This window comes from Ramlibacter paludis, assembly GCF_022012305.1.
Classification (GTDB): Bacteria; Pseudomonadota; Gammaproteobacteria; order Burkholderiales; family Burkholderiaceae_C; genus Ramlibacter; species Ramlibacter paludis.
In genome coordinates this window covers 488,706-503,277 of record NZ_JAKLTM010000003.1, presented here as the reverse complement: position 1 = coordinate 503,277, position 14,572 = coordinate 488,706, and the positions used below count along the sequence as shown (strand labels likewise).

Sequence of the window (14,572 nt, the reverse complement as noted above, 5' to 3'; positions counted from 1 at the left end):
GATAATCCCGCCAATGTCGTCTGCCCCGAAAGTCCTGTTCGGCTTCCATGCCGTGGGGGTGCGCCTGCGCACCGCACCTCGCTCCATCCTGGAGCTGTATTACGAATCCACGCGGCGGGATGCGCGCATGCGCCAGTTCCTGCAGCGCGCCCAGGAGGCCGGCCTGCGGCCGATCGAGGCCGATGCCCTGCGCCTGTCGCGGCTGGCGGGCAGCGCCGGCCACCAGGGCGTGGTGGCGCGGGTCGAAACCCTGCCCACGGTCACCTCGCTGGACGACCTGCTCGATGGCGTGCAGGGCCCGCCGCTGCTGCTGGTGCTCGATGGCGTGACCGACCCGCACAACCTGGGCGCCTGCCTGCGGGTGGCCGACGGTGCCGGCGCGCACGCCGTGATCGCGCCCAAGGACCATGCGGTGGGCATCAATGCCACCGTGGCCAAGGTGGCCAGCGGCGCGGCGGAAACGGTGCCTTACTTCATGGTCACCAACCTGGCGCGCACGCTGGGCGAACTGAAGGAGCGCAACATCTGGTGCCTGGGCCTGAGCGACGAGGCCGACCAGACGCTGTACCAGGCCGACCTGAAGGCGCCCACGGCCCTCGTGATGGGCGCCGAGGGCACGGGCCTGCGCCAGCTGACGCGCAAGACCTGCGATGCGCTGGTGTCCATCCCGATGCTGGGCGCGGTGGAGAGCCTGAACGTCTCGGTGGCCAGCGGGATCTGCCTGTACGAAGCGGTGCGGCAGCGAAAGGCGGCATGAGTTTCGACCTGGTCGTGGTCGGCGCGAGCTTTGCCGGGCTGGCGGCGGCCCGGGCCGCGGCCTTGGCCGGCCTGCGCGTGCTGGTGCTGGAAAAGAAGCAGTCCGCCGGCGCGCGCCTGCACACGACCGGCGTGATCGTGAAGGACGCCATCGAGGAGATCGCCTGGCTGCAGGAAGTGCCGCCCGCGCTGGTGCGCCGGATCGACGGCGTGCGCCTGTACGCGCCCAACCTGCGCCACCTGGACCTGTACGCGCCCGGCTACTACTTCTGGGCCACCGACGCGCCGGCCCTGCTGGACTGGATGGTCGGTTCGGTGCGCGCGTCCGGCGCGGAGGTGCGGCTGGAAACGCTGTTCACCGAAGCACGGCCCGTGTCGGGCGCCGAGGGCTGGGAGATCCCGCTGGCCTCCGGCGAAGCCGTCCGCACGCGCTACCTGATAGGCGCGGACGGCCCGTTCTCGCGCGTCGCGAAGTCGCTGGGCCTGTCGCAGAACCGCGAGTTCCTGTTCGGCGTGGAGCACGAGTATCCGGACGCGGAGATGGACCGCAACTTCCTGCACTGCTTCGTCGACCGCGAACTGGCGCCGGGCTACATCGGCTGGGCCGTCGCGGGCGTGGCGGCCGCGCAGGTGGGACTGGCGCGCCGCGTGTTGCCGGGCGCCGGCCACGGACGCCTGCGCCTCGACGGCCTGCTGGAAAAGACCTCGCACCTGGTGCAGCCGCTGGGGCCGGCGCGCTCGGTGCGCGCGGGCATGATTCCCTGCGGCGGCCTGCTGGAACGGGTGGCGCGGCCCGGCGCGCTGCTGGTCGGCGATGCCGCCGGCATGGTCTCGCCGGCGACCGCGGGCGGCATCCACACGGCGCTGCGCCACGGCCAGGAGGCGGGCGAAGCGGTGGCGGCATTCCTGCAAGGCCGCAAGGACGACCCAGCCGCATGGCTGCCGCGCCGCTATCCCACCTTCCGCGCCAAGCGTGCGGTGCGCTGGCTGTACGAGAAACTGCAGAACGACTGGGTCTTCAACCAGCTGCTGGGCACCGCCGCCATGCGGCGCCTGGCCGAAGAGGTGTATTTCCACCGCAAGGGCAGCAAGGGACGCGCGACGCACGCGGCGCGGCGTTGAGCCCGCAAGAAGTCCGCGACTGGGTCCGGGCTGCGCGCCGCATCGTCCTCCTGAGCGGCGCCGGCATGAGCGCGGAGTCCGGCGTGCCGACCTTCCGCGATGCGCAGACCGGCTTGTGGGCGAAGTTCCGGCCCGAGGACCTGGCCACGGAGGACGCCTTCCGGCGCAATCCTTCGATGGTGTGGGACTGGTATGCGATGCGGCGCGAAGCCCTGCGCCAGGTGGAACCGAACGCGGGCCACCGCGCGGTCGCCGCGTTCCAGCAGCGGCACCCCGGCCGCCTGGCGGTGGTCACGCAGAACGTCGACGGCCTGCACCAGCGCGCCGGCTCCCCGGGCGTGCTGGCCCTGCATGGCAACCTGGCCGCGGACCGATGGCTCGATGCGCCCCGCGCTTGCTGCGACGTCGCGGTCCTGCGTACGGGCAGCCCGCCGTCCTGCCCTGTGTGCGGCAACCTGCGCCGGCCCGCGGTGGTGTGGTTCGGCGAGCTGCTGCCCGCCGCCGAACTGGCGGCGGCCGAAGACGCAGCCGCGGCCTGTGACCTGATGCTGGTGGTGGGAACCTCCGGGATGGTCTATCCTGCGGCCGGCCTGGCGCGTGCCACGCCGGGCCGGGTCGTCGTGCTGAATCCGCACGCAAGCGACCTGGACGATGCCGCCGACGCGGTGCTGCGCGGTACCGCGGCCGCCTTGCTGCCGCTCTTGCTGGAGGAACAGGGATGAACCGGATCGCCATCGCCGCCGTGCTGCTGGCACTGGGCGGCTGCACGCAGGAGCAGCAGAACAAGCTGGGGCGCGACATCCAGAACTGGACCGGCACCAACGGCGTGCTGGAGATCTACTCCGGCGACAAGGTCGTGCGGCGCTTCCTCAAGGTCGACAAGCTCAGTACCGGCCTCGGCACCGACGACGGCTCGCCGCGCAACTACCGCTACGGCTATGGCGTCCTCGACGAGAACCTGAACTTCGCGGTCGATCCGGGCGAGAAGAAGGTGTACTTCGAGGTCGGTGGCTTCGGGACTTACGTGTTCTTCGAGAACCCGCGCTAGACCCAACCCAGGGCGCCGATCACCGCGCCCGCTCCCAGCAGCCACAACAGGTGCAGGCGGGTGCGCCAGACCACCAGCGTGGTGACGATGGTCACCGCCCAGGTCGGCCAGTTGCGGATCGCATAGCCGTTGGCGGTCGCCAGGATCCAACCGGTGGCCACCAGCAGCGCGATCACCAGCGGCGCCAGGCCTTGCTTGAAGGCACGCACGGCGCGCAGGTCGCGGTTGCGATGGCTCCACTGCGCCGTCGCATAGGCCAGCACCGAGCTCGGAAGCATGATGCCGCCCAGGCACACCAGCATGCCGAGCAGGGCGGTCGGCAGGCCTCCGGCGTTCAGGCCCACGTTCCAGCCCATGAGCCCGGTGAACAGGACGTTCGGGCCCGGCGCCGCCTGCGCGATGGCGATCGAGGCGCTGAACTGCGGGTCGGTCAGCCAGCCTTTTTCCTGCACCAGGAAGCGGTGCATGTCGGGCGCGGTGGTGATCGCGCCGCCCACGCACAGCAGCGACAGCGCCATGTAGTGCCCGAGCAGCGAGAGCCAGTCGGGCAGGCCCAGCACGATGGTGTTCATGCGCGCAGCCTCCGGTAGGCGAGCGACCAGCCCAGGCCGCCCAGCGCCAGCAGCACCCACAGGAGCGGCAGCTTGAGCCAGGCGATGGCGACGAAAGCCAGGATGCCCAGCGCGATGCACAGGGGCAGCCCCAGGATGTTCTTCTGCAGCGCCACCATCAGCTTGAGGCCGGTGGCGGTGATCAGGCCGGCGGCCACCGCGCCCATGCCGCGCAGCGCGCCTGCCACCTGCGGGCTGGTGGAGAACTGCGCATAGACCAGGGCCAGCGAGAGCACCACCAGCAAGGGGCAGGTGAGCATGCCCAGCACGGCTACGACGGCGCCGCGCCAGCCGAAGTAGCGCGCGCCCAGGGTGATCGACAGGTTGATGACGTTGGGCCCCGGCATGATCTGCGCCACCGCCCATTCCTCGACGAATTCCTCCTTCGTCATCCAGCCCTTCTTCTCCACCAACTCGCGCTGCACCACGGCCAGCACGCCGCCGAAGCCCTGCAGGGCCAGCACGGTGAAGGAGACGAAGAGGTCGGTGAGGTCGGCCGGCCGCGGCCGGGACTGCGCAGCCGCGTCGGCGGCGGCGGGCGGGGAAGCGGTCATGCCTGCATTATCCCGGGCGGACCTGTCGATTCACCAACGCGCGCGGCGGCCGGGTCGCGAGCCAGAGGCCCGCGGCGATCAAGGCCAGCGCCGCGAGCAGGTGGACGCCGAGCGGTTCCGCGAGCAACAGCGACCCGAGCAGGGCGGCCGTCACCGGGTTCAGCGCCAGGAACACGGTGACCCGCGTCGGCGATTCGTTCTTCAGCGCGAACAGCCACCAGAAGTAGCCGACGGCGCTCGACACGCCGATGAAGGCCACGACCAGCCATGCCGTCACGCTGATGGCGGCGACGCGCGCCGGCCAGTGTTCGCCGAGCGCCGCCAGCGCCAGGAACACCACCGAGGCCAGCATCGCGAAGGCCGACACCGGCACCGTCGGATAGCGCTGCAGGTAAGGGCGGTACAGCACGCTGCACAGGGCGCCGATCGCCGCGGACGCCAGCACGGCGAGTTCGCCCCACCAGCCGCCGCCGTGCGCGGCCTGCAGCTTGGGCCAGAGCGACAGCGCGACGCCGGCGATCGACAGCAGCACGCCCAGCAGCAGCCGGCCGCCGACCTGCTCGCGCCCGAGCGCCGCGCCGAGCAGCAGCGTGAGCAGGGGGAACAGGCTGAAGATCAGGGCCGCCTGGCCCGCGCCCACGCGCTGCAGGCCGAAGTTGAGGAGGGCGATCAGCACGGCGAACTGGCCGACGCCGAGTGCCGTCAAGGCCAGGAGGTCGCGCCGCCGCAGCACCCGCAGGGCATCGCCCAGCGTGGGCAGCGCGAAGGGCAGCAGGCAGGCGAAGCCGATCGTGTAGCGCAGCATGGCCAGCGTCAGCGGCGGCACCTCCGCCACGACGAAGCGCGAGGCGACGATGCCCGCGCCGACCAGCACGCTGGCGCCCGCGGCGGCAAGCAGGGCGCGGTTCAGAGCCTCAGCTCCCAGGTTTCGCTTTCCAGGTCATGCCCGAAGGCGTGGTTGGATTCGGTGGCCACGCACTGGAAGCCGCGCGACTTGTAGATGGCGCGCGCCGCCTCCAGGTGGCTTTGCGTCCACAGCACCATCTTGCGGTAGCCCTTGGCCCGGGCGAAGTCCAGGCAGGCGTCCGTGAGCTGCCCGCCCAGGCCCAGGCCGCGCGCCTGCGGCAGCAGGATCAGCAGGCGCAGCTTGGCGACGGTGCGCGACTTGCGCACGACGAAGACCGAACCGACGCGCTCGCCATCGAGTTCGGCGATCCAGCCTTTCTCCCATTGCGGATCGAACTTGCGCAGGTAGTGTGCGGCGATCTCCGCGACCAGCGCCTCGAATTCGCTCGTATAGCCGAACTCGCGCGCATAGAGCTCACCATGCGCCTGCACGACCCAGCCCAGGTCGCCGGGCCGGGGGTCGCGCAACACGATGCGGCGCTCGGCGCCGGTCGGGTCGAGCAACTGGTGCACCGTGCCCAGCGCCGCGATCAGGCGGGCGCGCGCCGGCGCCGGCACGGCGGCGAGCAGTTCGGCGGTTTCGTCGCGCGACTTCTGCTGCAGCGGGGCGAAGGTGGCGTAGCCCGCCTCGGTCAGTTGCAGCAGGCTCTGGCGGCCGTCGTGCGGCGCCGTGGTGCGGGCGAGCCAGCCTTGCGCCTCGAAGCGCCGCAGGATGCGGCTCAGGTAACCCGGGTCGAGTTCGAGGCCGTGCGCGAGGTCGCTGGCGGTGAGCGCCGGGGAGTGCGCGAGCTCGTACAGCACGCGCACCTCGGTCAGCGTGAAGTCGGTGTCGAGATAGCGCTTGAGGACGCCGATGCGCTGCGTGTAGAAGCGGTTGAAGGCGCGCACGGCCTTGACGTCCGCCGGGGAAACGGGCTCCATGGCGGCAGTCTCGGCCTGTTACTTGCCGGAGTCAACCAATTTTTTTGCCGCTATGCTCGCAGGCTTTTGCCGAGGAGATCGCGTTTGAAGAAGTCGTTCCTGCGCCTGACCGTCGCCGCCGCCGCGCTGGCCTGCGCTCCCGTGTTCGCCCAGCTCGATGGCGCCGTGCAGCGCGCCGCCGCCGCCCAGAAGCAGCCCTTGCTCGACACCCTGAAGGAACTCGTGTCCATCGAGACCGGCAGCAAGGACATCGAGGGCATCAACCGCGCCACCGAGGTCGTGGCCGGCAAGCTGCGCGCCCTGGGCGCCCAGGTGGAGTTCATCCAGCCCACCGATGCCACCACCTACCGCATGGCCGACACGCCGCCGCAGCCGGGCCGCATGTTGAGCGGCACCTTCAAGGGCACGGGCAGCAAGCGCATCCTGCTGATCGCGCACATCGACACCGTCTACCTCAAGGGCATGCTGGAGAAGCAGCCTTTCCGCGTCGAGGGCGACAAGGCCTGGGGCCTGGGCATCGCCGACGACAAGCAGGGCGTGGCCATGGTGGTGCACCTGGCGGCGCTGCTCAAGTCGCTGAACTTCAACGAGTTCGGCACGCTGACCGTGCTGGTGAATTCCGACGAGGAGATCAGCTCGCCCGGCGCGCGCAACTTCATCACGCAGGCGGGCGCCGAGCACGACGCCGTGCTGTCCTTCGAAGCCACGCGGGTCGGCAACGACAAGCTGTCGCTGGCCACCAGCGGCATCGGCGCGGTGGAGATCCAGGTGGAAGGCAAGGCCTCGCATGCAGGCAGCGCGCCCGAGCGCGGCGTCAACGCGCTGTACGAGCTGTCGCATCAGGTGCTGCAGATGCGCGACCTGTCGGAGCCGCAGGTGGGCCTGAAGCTGAACTGGACGATCGCGTCGGCGGGCACCAACCGCAACGTGATTCCGGCGGTCGCCAAGGCGGAAGCCGACGTGCGCGTGCTGCGCGTTTCGGACTACGACCGCATCGAGGCGGCCGTGCGCGAGCGCGCGAAGAAGCAGCTGGTGCCGGAAGCCAAGGTCACGGTGAAGTTCGAGCGCCGCCGCCCGCCGCTGGAAGCGACCGACGCCAGCCGCAAGCTGGCCGCGCATGCGCAGGCGATCTACGCCGAAATCGGCCAGAAGCTGGTGGTGGACGACCAGCCGGAAGGCGGCGGCACCGATGCGGCGTTTGCCGCGCTCAAGACCAAGGCGCCGGTGATCGAGCGCTTCGGCCTGCCGGGCTTCGGCGCGCATTCGAACGATTCGGAGTACATCCTGGTCGACGCGATCGAGCCGCGGCTGTACCTGGCGGCGCGGGTGATCATGGATTTCGCGCGCGGCAAAGGGCAATGAGTGTCATCCCCGCGGAGGCGGGGATCCAGGGCGCCCTGGATTCCCGCCTGCGCGGGAATGACGGTCAATACTTCGGCTCGAACTTCCGGATCGCGTCCTTCACCTGCGGCGCGACCACGAACCCCGGCCCGTACTTCGCCGCCAGCACTTCCGCGCGGTGCAGGAACTTGTCGACTCCCGTGCCGTAGATGAACTGCATCGCCCCGCCGGTCCAGCCCGGAAAGCCGATGCCGAACATCGACCCGATGTTGGCGTCGTGCACGCTGGTCAGCACGCCTTCGGCCAGGCAGCGCGCCGTTTCCACCGCCTGGCGATAGAGCAGGCGGTCCTTCAGGTCCTGCATGTCCCAGGCGACGCCCTCGCGCCCGAACAGCGCGGACAGCTCGGGCCAGAGGAGTTTCTTGCCGCCCTTCGGGTACTCGTAGAAGCCGCCGCCGGCCGCGCGGCCGTTGCGGTCGAACTCCTTGACCATGCGCTCGACCAGCAGCTCGCCCGGCGTTGCGATGTAGGTGTCGCCCTGGGCGCGGTAGTCGGCGCGCGTCTGGTCCAGCACGTGCACGGACAGCGACAACGCCGTTTCGTCCAGCACCGCCAGCGGCCCCACCGGCATGCCGGCCTGCAGGCCCGCCTGCTCGATCACCGGCGCGGGAATGCCTTCGCCCAGCATGGCCGCGCCTTCCATCACGAAGGTGCCGAACACGCGGCTGGTGAAGAAGCCGCGCGCGTCGTTCACGACGATCGGGATCTTGCCCAGCGCCTGCACGTAGTCGAACGCGCGCGCCACGGTCTCGTCGTCCGTCTCCTTGCCGCGGATGATCTCCACCAGCTTCATCTTGTCGACGGGGCTGAAGAAATGGATGCCGACGAACTTCTGCGGCCGCGCGCTCGCCTGCGCCAGCCCGCTGATCGGCAAGGTGGAGGTGTTGCTGGCGAAGAAACCGCCGGGCGCGAGCTGCGGCTCGGCATCCTTCGTCACGCGGGCCTTCAGCTCGCGGTTCTCGAACACGGCCTCGATGATCAGGTCGCAGCCCTGCAGGTCCTGCACGGACTCGGTGGGCGTTATGCGCGCCAGCAGCGCCGCCTGGTCGTGCGGGCTGAGCCGGCCCTTGTCGACGCGCGGCTGCGTGAGCTTGGCGCTGTAGGCCTTGCCGGCCTCGGCCTTGTCCTGCGAGACGTCCTTCAGCACCGTGGCGATGCCGCGGCTCGCCTGCGCGTAGGCGATGCCGCCGCCCATCATGCCGGCGCCGAGGATGCCGACTTTCGCGGGCTTGAACTTGCCGTCCCACTTCGGCCGCGACTGCCCGCTCTTGATGGCGTTCAGGTTGAAGAAGAAGGTGTTGATCATGTTCTTCGCCACCGGCGACACGATCAGCTTCGCCAGGTGGCGGCTCTCGATGCGCAAGGCGGTGTCGAAGTCGACCTGCGCGCCTTCCACCATGGCGGCCAGCGCCGCTTCCGGCGCCGGATACAGGCCGCGCGTCTTCTGCTTCAGCATCGCCGGCGCGACCGCGAGCGCGCCCGCGATCTTCGGGTTGGACGGCGTGCCGCCCGGGATCTTGTAGTCCTTGGCGTCCCAGGGCTGCAGCGCTTTCGGGTTGGCGGCTATCCAGGCGAGGGCGGCAGGACGCAGGGCGGCCGCGTCGGGCACCAGTTCCTGCACGAGTCCCAGCTCCAAAGCCTCGCGCGGCGCGAACAGCTTGCTTTCCAGGATGTAGGGCTGCGCGCCCATCAGTCCCAGCAGGCGCGTCATCTTGGTGACGCCGGAAGCACCGGGGATCAGGCCCAGCGTCACCTCCGGCAGGCCGAACTGGATCTTGGCGTTGTCGACGGCGACCCGGTGGTGCGCGATCAAGGCGACTTCCCAGCCGCCGCCGAGCGCGCTGCCGTTCAGGCAGGCCACCACGGGCTTGCCCAGCGTCTCCAGCGTGCGGAAGTTCTTCTTGCACTGCTCCACTTCGCGGAACACGCGCGGCGCATCTTCGGGCTGCAGGCGCATCGTGCCCTTGAGGTCGGCGCCGGCGAAGAAGGTGGACTTGGCCGAGGCCAGCACGATCCCGCGGATGCGCTCCTGGTCCTGCAGCACCTGCTGCACGGCCGCGGTCAGGTCTTCCTGCCACTGCAGGCACATGGTGTTGACGGGCGAGCCCGGCTCGTCGAAGGTGAGCGTGGCGATGCCGTCGGCGAGTTCGTAGCGGATGGTCTTCATGGGGCGCCTCAGATCCGCTCGACGATGGTGGCAATGCCCATGCCGCCACCCACGCACAGCGTGGCCAGCCCGTAGCGCAGCTTGCGCCGGTGCAGTTCGTCGATGAGCGTGTTGAGGATCATGGCGCCGGTGGCGCCCAGCGGATGGCCCATGGCGATGGCGCCGCCGTTCACGTTGACCCGTTCGTGGTCCACGCCTAGCTCCTTCATGAACTTCATGGGCACCGCGGCAAAGGCCTCGTTCACCTCGAACAGGTCGATCTGGTCGAGGGTGAGGCCGGCCTTGGCCAGCGCCTTGCGCGCGGCCGGCATCGGGCCGGTGAGCATGATCGTCGGGTCCGCGCCCGACAGCGCCGCGGCGAGGATGCGCGCGCGCGGCTTCAGGCCATGCACCTTGCCCGCGGCTTCGCTGCCGACCAGGATGGCGGCCGCCCCGTCGACGATGCCCGAGGAGTTGCCGGCGTGGTGCACGTGGGCGATGCGCTCCACCTGCGGATAGCGCGAGATGGCCACCTGGTCGAAGCCCATCGCGCCCAGCTGCTCGAAGGCCGGCTTGAGCGCGCCCAGGCCCTCCAGCGTGGTGTGCGGCTTGATGAACTCGTCCTGGTCCAGGATCACCTGGTCGAGGAAGTCCTTCACCGGCACCACCGAGCCGGCGAAGTAGCCGCCTTCGCGCGCACGCGCGGCGCGCTTCTGCGATTCGAGCGCGAAGGCATCGACGTCGTCGCGGCTGAAGCCTTCCAGCGTGGCGATGAGGTCGGCGCCTATGCCCTGCGGCACGAAGGCGGTGGCGGAGTTGGTCTCCGGGTCCTGCGCCCAGGCGCCCCCGTCGGAGCCGATGGGCACGCGGCTCATGCTCTCGACGCCGCCGGCCACCACCAGGTCTTCCCAGCCCGAGCGCACCTTCTGCGCCGCCATGTTCACCGCCTCCAGCCCGGAGGCGCAGAAACGGTTGAGCTGCACGCCGGAACAGCGCCAGTCCCAGCCCGCCTTCAGCGCCGCCACCTTGGCGATCACCGAGCCCTGTTCGCCGATCGGCGAGACCACGCCCATCACGACGTCGTCGACCTGGCCGGTGTCGAAGTCGTTGCGCCTCTGCAGTTCGGCCAGCACGCCGGCCAGCAGGTTGACGGGCTTCACTTCGTGCAGGCTGCCGTCCTTCTTGCCCTTGCCGCGCGGGGTGCGGATGGCGTCGTAGACGAATGCTTCGGTCATGGCGTGCTCCAGTCGGGTTGCGCCAGTATAGGCAGGCTGCACCGGCGCTCCGGCGTGTAAAGCACTGTCACGCAGGCGACCCGCTGCGGGTTTTTCCAACCCCGCTGGGCTTGTGCCCGCCGTAGATTGCCTGCCAGCCCGCCGGTGGCGAGCGGGTCCATCAAGGAGACAACCGTGGCATCCCCATCCAGAAGAAGACCGGGGCGCGCGCCCTGGTGGTTCGGCGCCGTGGCGCTGGCATCCATGGTCCTGGCCGCCTGTGGCGGCGGGGGCGGCAGCGACCTGCCGCCACTGCAGCTGCAAACGCTTTCCACGCGCGCGGACCTGGTGAGCGACGGCAACGTGCTGATGGAAGTCATCCCGCCGGCCGGCTCCAGCGCCAGCGCGCTGAAGGTCACGGTCAACGGCACCGACCAGAGCAGCGCCTTCGTGCGCGGCAGCGACGGGCGCATCACCGGCGTGGTGACGGGCCTGGCGGTCGGTGAGAACGTGATCCTGGCCAACTCCGGCGACGCCTTCGGCGCCCGCCTGGTGGTCACCAATGCGCCGCGCTCGGGGCCGGTCATCTCCGGCGCGCAGCCCACGCCTTTCTATTGCGCCACGCCCACGGCGCAGCCGGCTTCGGGCAACGCGCCCGCCACCAACGCCAGCGGCCTCTCGGGCCAGCCGGATGCCAACTGCAACATCGCCACCGAGTACAAGCTGTACTACCGCACGACGGCGGCGGGCTGTTCGACGGCGCTGCCCGACACGTCGACGGCGGCCAACCTGTGCTTCAAGCCCTACGACCCCGCTGCCGCGGCGCCGGCCGACCTCGCCAGCACGACCACCAGCGACGGCGTGACCGTGCCCTTCGTGGTGCGGGTGGAGCGCGGCACCATGAACCGCGGCATCTACGACATCGCCGTGCTGTTCGACCCGAGCAAGCCCTGGACCGCCAACGCGCCGCAGGCGCAGTGGAACCGGAAGATCTGGTATTCCTTCGGATCGAGCACCGGCCAGCCGCGGCGCCAGTCGCGCACCACCGTCAACTGGAGCACGCTCACCGAGCAGCTCAAGCGCGGCTACCTGGTCGTTCAGAACAGCATGACGGACTCCTCGCGCAATTCCAACCGCGTGCTGATGGCGGAAGTCACGATGATGATGAAGGAACACATCATCGACACCTACGGCCGCGTGAAGTACACGCTGGGCACGGGATGCTCGGGCGGTTCGATCAACTCGAACATGAACCTGTCCATCATGCCGGGCACGCTGGACGGCGTGATCACGACCTGCACCTATCCCGACTCGGAAACGACGTCGATGGAGGTGGGGGACTGCACCTTGCTGGCCGAGGCTTATCGCAAGAACGAGGTGCTGGGACTGTGGACCACCATGGGCCTGACGCAGGACCAGATCAACGCCCGCAAGGCGGCGATCAATGGCCACGTGGACCAGACCGCCTGCCATGCCTGGATGAACCTGTTCGGCAGCAACGGCAAGGCCGGCCTGTACCAGATGCGCACCGTGACCGACAACGTCACGGGCGCCATCACGCAGTCCACGACCTTCACCAACAACTGTGAACTGCCGAACAGCGCCGTCTACGACCCGGCCAACCCGGTGGCCACGGCCAGCCTGCCGCGCTGCAATGCCTGGTCCTGGGCCGAGTCGATCTGGGGCAAGGTGGCTGGCAGCCCCGCCGCGCGCGACACGCGCGATAACGTGGGCGTGCAGTACGGGCTGAAGGCGCTGCTGGCCGGCAAGATCACGCCGGAGGAATTCGTCACCCTGAACGAGGCCGTCGGCGGCATCGACCGCGACTCCACGCCGCGGGCGGCACGCAGCACCGCCGACGCCGAGGCGCTGGACATCGCCTACCGCTCCGGCATCGTGGCCTCGGGCCGCAACCTGGCGAAGGCCGCCATCATCGACATGCGCGGCTGGGACGATTCGCTGCTGGCCGCCAACCTGCCGCCCGGCACGCCGGTGTCGACCGGCATCCACCACCAGTGGTACAGCTTCGCCATCCGCGACCGCATCGCGCGCGACGCCGGCGACGCCAACAACCAGGCCCTGTGGCGCTTCGCCCGCGGCAACTTCTCGATCCCGCCCGGGACCATGCTCACCGACGGCATCACGGCGATGGACGAATGGCTCAATGCCCTGGTGACCAGCAGCAGCACCGCGACCCTGGAAGCCAAGGTGCGCGCCACCCGGCCGGCCAGCACGGCGGACTTCTGCTACCTGCCGGACGACGCGACCCAGTCGGTGAAGGTGACCGGCGCGGCCTGCGACAACCCGGCGACCGCGGCGAAGTACCTGATCCCGTCGCTGTCGCCGCGGCAGGTGGCCGGCGGCCCGCGTTCGGAAGACGTGCTGAAGTGCCAGCTGAAGCCGCTGGCGGCGTCCGACTACACCGGCGTCACCTTCAGCGCCAGCCAGCTGGCCCGCCTGAACTCCGTGTTCGGCACCGGCGTCTGTGACTGGTCCAAGCCGGGCGTCGGCCAGCAGGCCGCCGTGTCGCCGCTGACCTTCAAGGCCGGTCCTGGCGGCGTGCCGCTGGGCGCCGACCCGGTGTCGACGAAGCAGTAAAGTCGCGCCAGGGCCCGCCGCTTGCACAGGCAGCGGCGGGCTTTTTCTTTTGGGGGACCGCAATGATCGAACGCACGCTCTTTTCCGCCGACCACGAAGCCTTCCGCGACGCCTTCCGGCGCTTCGTCGAGCAGGAGATCGCGCCCTTCCACGCCGAATGGGAAGAGCAGGGCTACGTGGACCGCGAGGTCTGGCGCAAGGCCGGCGCCAACGGCTACCTGTGCCCCTCGATGCCCGAGGAGTACGGCGGCGCCGGCGCCGACAAGCTGTACTCGGTGGTGCAGATGGAGGAACTCGCGCGCGGCGGCTACAGCGGCATCGGCTACTCCTTGCACAGCGAGATCGTGGCGCCGTACATCCTGCATTACGGCACCGAGGAACAGAAGCGGCGCTACCTGCCGAAACTTGCCAGCGGGGAGATGGTCGGCGCGATCGCGATGAGCGAGCCCTCGGCGGGCAGCGACCTGCAGGGCGTGCGCAGCACCGCGCTGAAGCAGGCCGACGGCAGCTACCTGCTGAACGGCAGCAAGACCTTCATCACCAACGGCTGGCATGCCGAACTGGTGATCGTGGTGGCCAAGACCGATCCGGCCGCCGGCGCCAAGGGCACCAGCCTGCTGCTGGTGGAGCGCGGCATGGCGGGCTTCGAGAAGGGCAAGCGCCTGAAGAAGCTGGGCCTGAAGGCGCAGGACACCTCGGAGCTGTTCTTCGACAACGTGCGCGTGCCGGCGGAGAACCTGCTGGGGGGCCCGGCATTCGAGAACCGCGGCTTCATCTGCCTGATGGAACAGCTGCCTTGGGAGCGCACGCAGATCGCCGTGACGGCCGTGGCCGCCGCGCAGACGGCGATCGACCAGACCGTGGAGTACGTGAAGGACCGGCGGGTCTTCGGCCAGCCGGTCGCCGCCTTCCAGAACACGCGCTACAAGCTGGCCGAACTGCAGACGCAGGTGCAGGTCGCGCGCGTCTTCGTCGACAAGTGCCTGGAGCTGATCGTGCAGGACAAGCTCGACACCGCGACCGCCAGCATGGCCAAGTACTGGACCACCGACCTGCAGTGCCAGGTGATGGACGAATGCGTGCAGCTGCACGGCGGCTACGGCTACATGTGGGAAGTGCCGATCACGCGTGCCTATGCCGACGCGCGCGTGCAGCGCATCTATGGCGGCACCAACGAGATCATGAAGGAGGTGATCACGCGGGCGATGGGCCTCGGCGGCCGCTAGGAGCCTGGACGCCGCGCTTGACAAGCCGGGACGACGGTCTAAATTCACCGCTTCGCGAAGACTCCGAGG

At 69.7% G+C, this 14,572-nt stretch carries 13 protein-coding genes; 7 read left to right on the top strand and 6 right to left on the bottom strand.

Annotated elements, in window-relative coordinates; translation table 11 throughout:
* Positions 1-13 precede the first annotated feature (13 nt).
* The 4 genes from rlmB to LZ009_RS12870 are packed head-to-tail and all read left to right on the top strand — an operon-like array spanning position 14 to position 2,926.
* A complete protein-coding gene (gene rlmB / locus LZ009_RS12885; protein ID WP_275698334.1) occupies positions 14-757 on the top strand; it encodes a 23S rRNA (guanosine(2251)-2'-O)-methyltransferase RlmB in 744 nt (247 codons plus the stop codon).
* A complete protein-coding gene (locus LZ009_RS12880) occupies positions 754-1,878 on the top strand; it encodes an NAD(P)/FAD-dependent oxidoreductase (RefSeq protein WP_275698333.1) in 1,125 nt (374 codons plus the stop codon). The genes rlmB and LZ009_RS12880 overlap by 4 nt, the downstream gene beginning before the upstream one ends.
* Positions 1,875-2,600 (top strand): SIR2 family NAD-dependent protein deacylase, encoded by a 726-nt coding sequence (locus LZ009_RS12875; protein ID WP_275698332.1) that lies wholly within the window; start codon positions 1,875-1,877, stop codon positions 2,598-2,600. Before LZ009_RS12880 ends, LZ009_RS12875 begins: the two co-directional genes overlap by 4 nt.
* Complete coding sequence (locus tag LZ009_RS12870) at positions 2,597-2,926, top strand: hypothetical protein (RefSeq protein ID WP_275698331.1); 330 nt, start codon at positions 2,597-2,599, stop codon at positions 2,924-2,926. The genes LZ009_RS12875 and LZ009_RS12870 overlap by 4 nt, the downstream gene beginning before the upstream one ends.
* Here the strand turns inward: LZ009_RS12870 and LZ009_RS12865 are convergent.
* From LZ009_RS12865 to LZ009_RS12850, 4 genes are read right to left on the bottom strand one after another with little or no spacing between them, the layout of a single operon-like run.
* Complete coding sequence (locus tag LZ009_RS12865; RefSeq protein ID WP_275698330.1) at positions 2,923-3,498, bottom strand: chromate transporter; 576 nt, start codon at positions 3,496-3,498, stop codon at positions 2,923-2,925. The two genes, LZ009_RS12870 and LZ009_RS12865, sit on opposite strands and share 4 nt — an antisense overlap.
* A complete protein-coding gene (locus tag LZ009_RS12860; RefSeq protein WP_275698329.1) occupies positions 3,495-4,091 on the bottom strand; it encodes a chromate transporter in 597 nt (198 codons plus the stop codon). Before LZ009_RS12860 ends, LZ009_RS12865 begins: the two co-directional genes overlap by 4 nt.
* A gap of 7 nt (positions 4,092-4,098) precedes the next feature.
* Positions 4,099-4,989: a DMT family transporter gene (locus tag LZ009_RS12855; protein WP_275698475.1), complete on the bottom strand. Its 891-nt coding sequence runs from the start codon at positions 4,987-4,989 to the stop codon at positions 4,099-4,101.
* An 8-nt stretch (positions 4,990-4,997) separates the two neighbouring features.
* A complete protein-coding gene (locus tag LZ009_RS12850) occupies positions 4,998-5,918 on the bottom strand; it encodes a bifunctional helix-turn-helix transcriptional regulator/GNAT family N-acetyltransferase (RefSeq protein ID WP_275698328.1) in 921 nt (306 codons plus the stop codon).
* Between the two features lie 84 nt (positions 5,919-6,002).
* Between LZ009_RS12850 and LZ009_RS12845 the strand changes: the two genes are divergently transcribed.
* Positions 6,003-7,280: a M20/M25/M40 family metallo-hydrolase gene (locus LZ009_RS12845; RefSeq protein WP_275698327.1), complete on the top strand. Its 1,278-nt coding sequence runs from the start codon at positions 6,003-6,005 to the stop codon at positions 7,278-7,280.
* Between the two features lie 64 nt (positions 7,281-7,344).
* Here LZ009_RS12845 and LZ009_RS12840 read toward each other — a convergent pair whose 3' ends face one another.
* Both LZ009_RS12840 and LZ009_RS12835 read right to left on the bottom strand, forming a co-directional pair.
* Positions 7,345-9,486, bottom strand: coding sequence for a 3-hydroxyacyl-CoA dehydrogenase NAD-binding domain-containing protein (locus LZ009_RS12840; protein WP_275698326.1), 2,142 nt, complete (start codon positions 9,484-9,486; stop codon positions 7,345-7,347).
* An 8-nt stretch (positions 9,487-9,494) separates the two neighbouring features.
* A complete protein-coding gene (locus tag LZ009_RS12835) occupies positions 9,495-10,700 on the bottom strand; it encodes an acetyl-CoA C-acetyltransferase (protein ID WP_275698325.1) in 1,206 nt (401 codons plus the stop codon).
* A gap of 174 nt (positions 10,701-10,874) precedes the next feature.
* Here LZ009_RS12835 and LZ009_RS12830 point away from each other — a divergent pair, with 174 nt between their 5' ends.
* The gene (locus LZ009_RS12830; protein WP_275698324.1) at positions 10,875-13,277 is read left to right on the top strand and encodes a DUF6351 family protein; all 2,403 of its coding nucleotides are present in this window, start codon (positions 10,875-10,877) and stop codon (positions 13,275-13,277) included.
* Positions 13,278-13,339: 62 nt separating this feature from the next.
* Positions 13,340-14,503: an acyl-CoA dehydrogenase family protein gene (locus LZ009_RS12825; RefSeq protein WP_275698323.1), complete on the top strand. Its 1,164-nt coding sequence runs from the start codon at positions 13,340-13,342 to the stop codon at positions 14,501-14,503.
* The last annotated feature ends 69 nt before the right edge of the window (positions 14,504-14,572 follow it).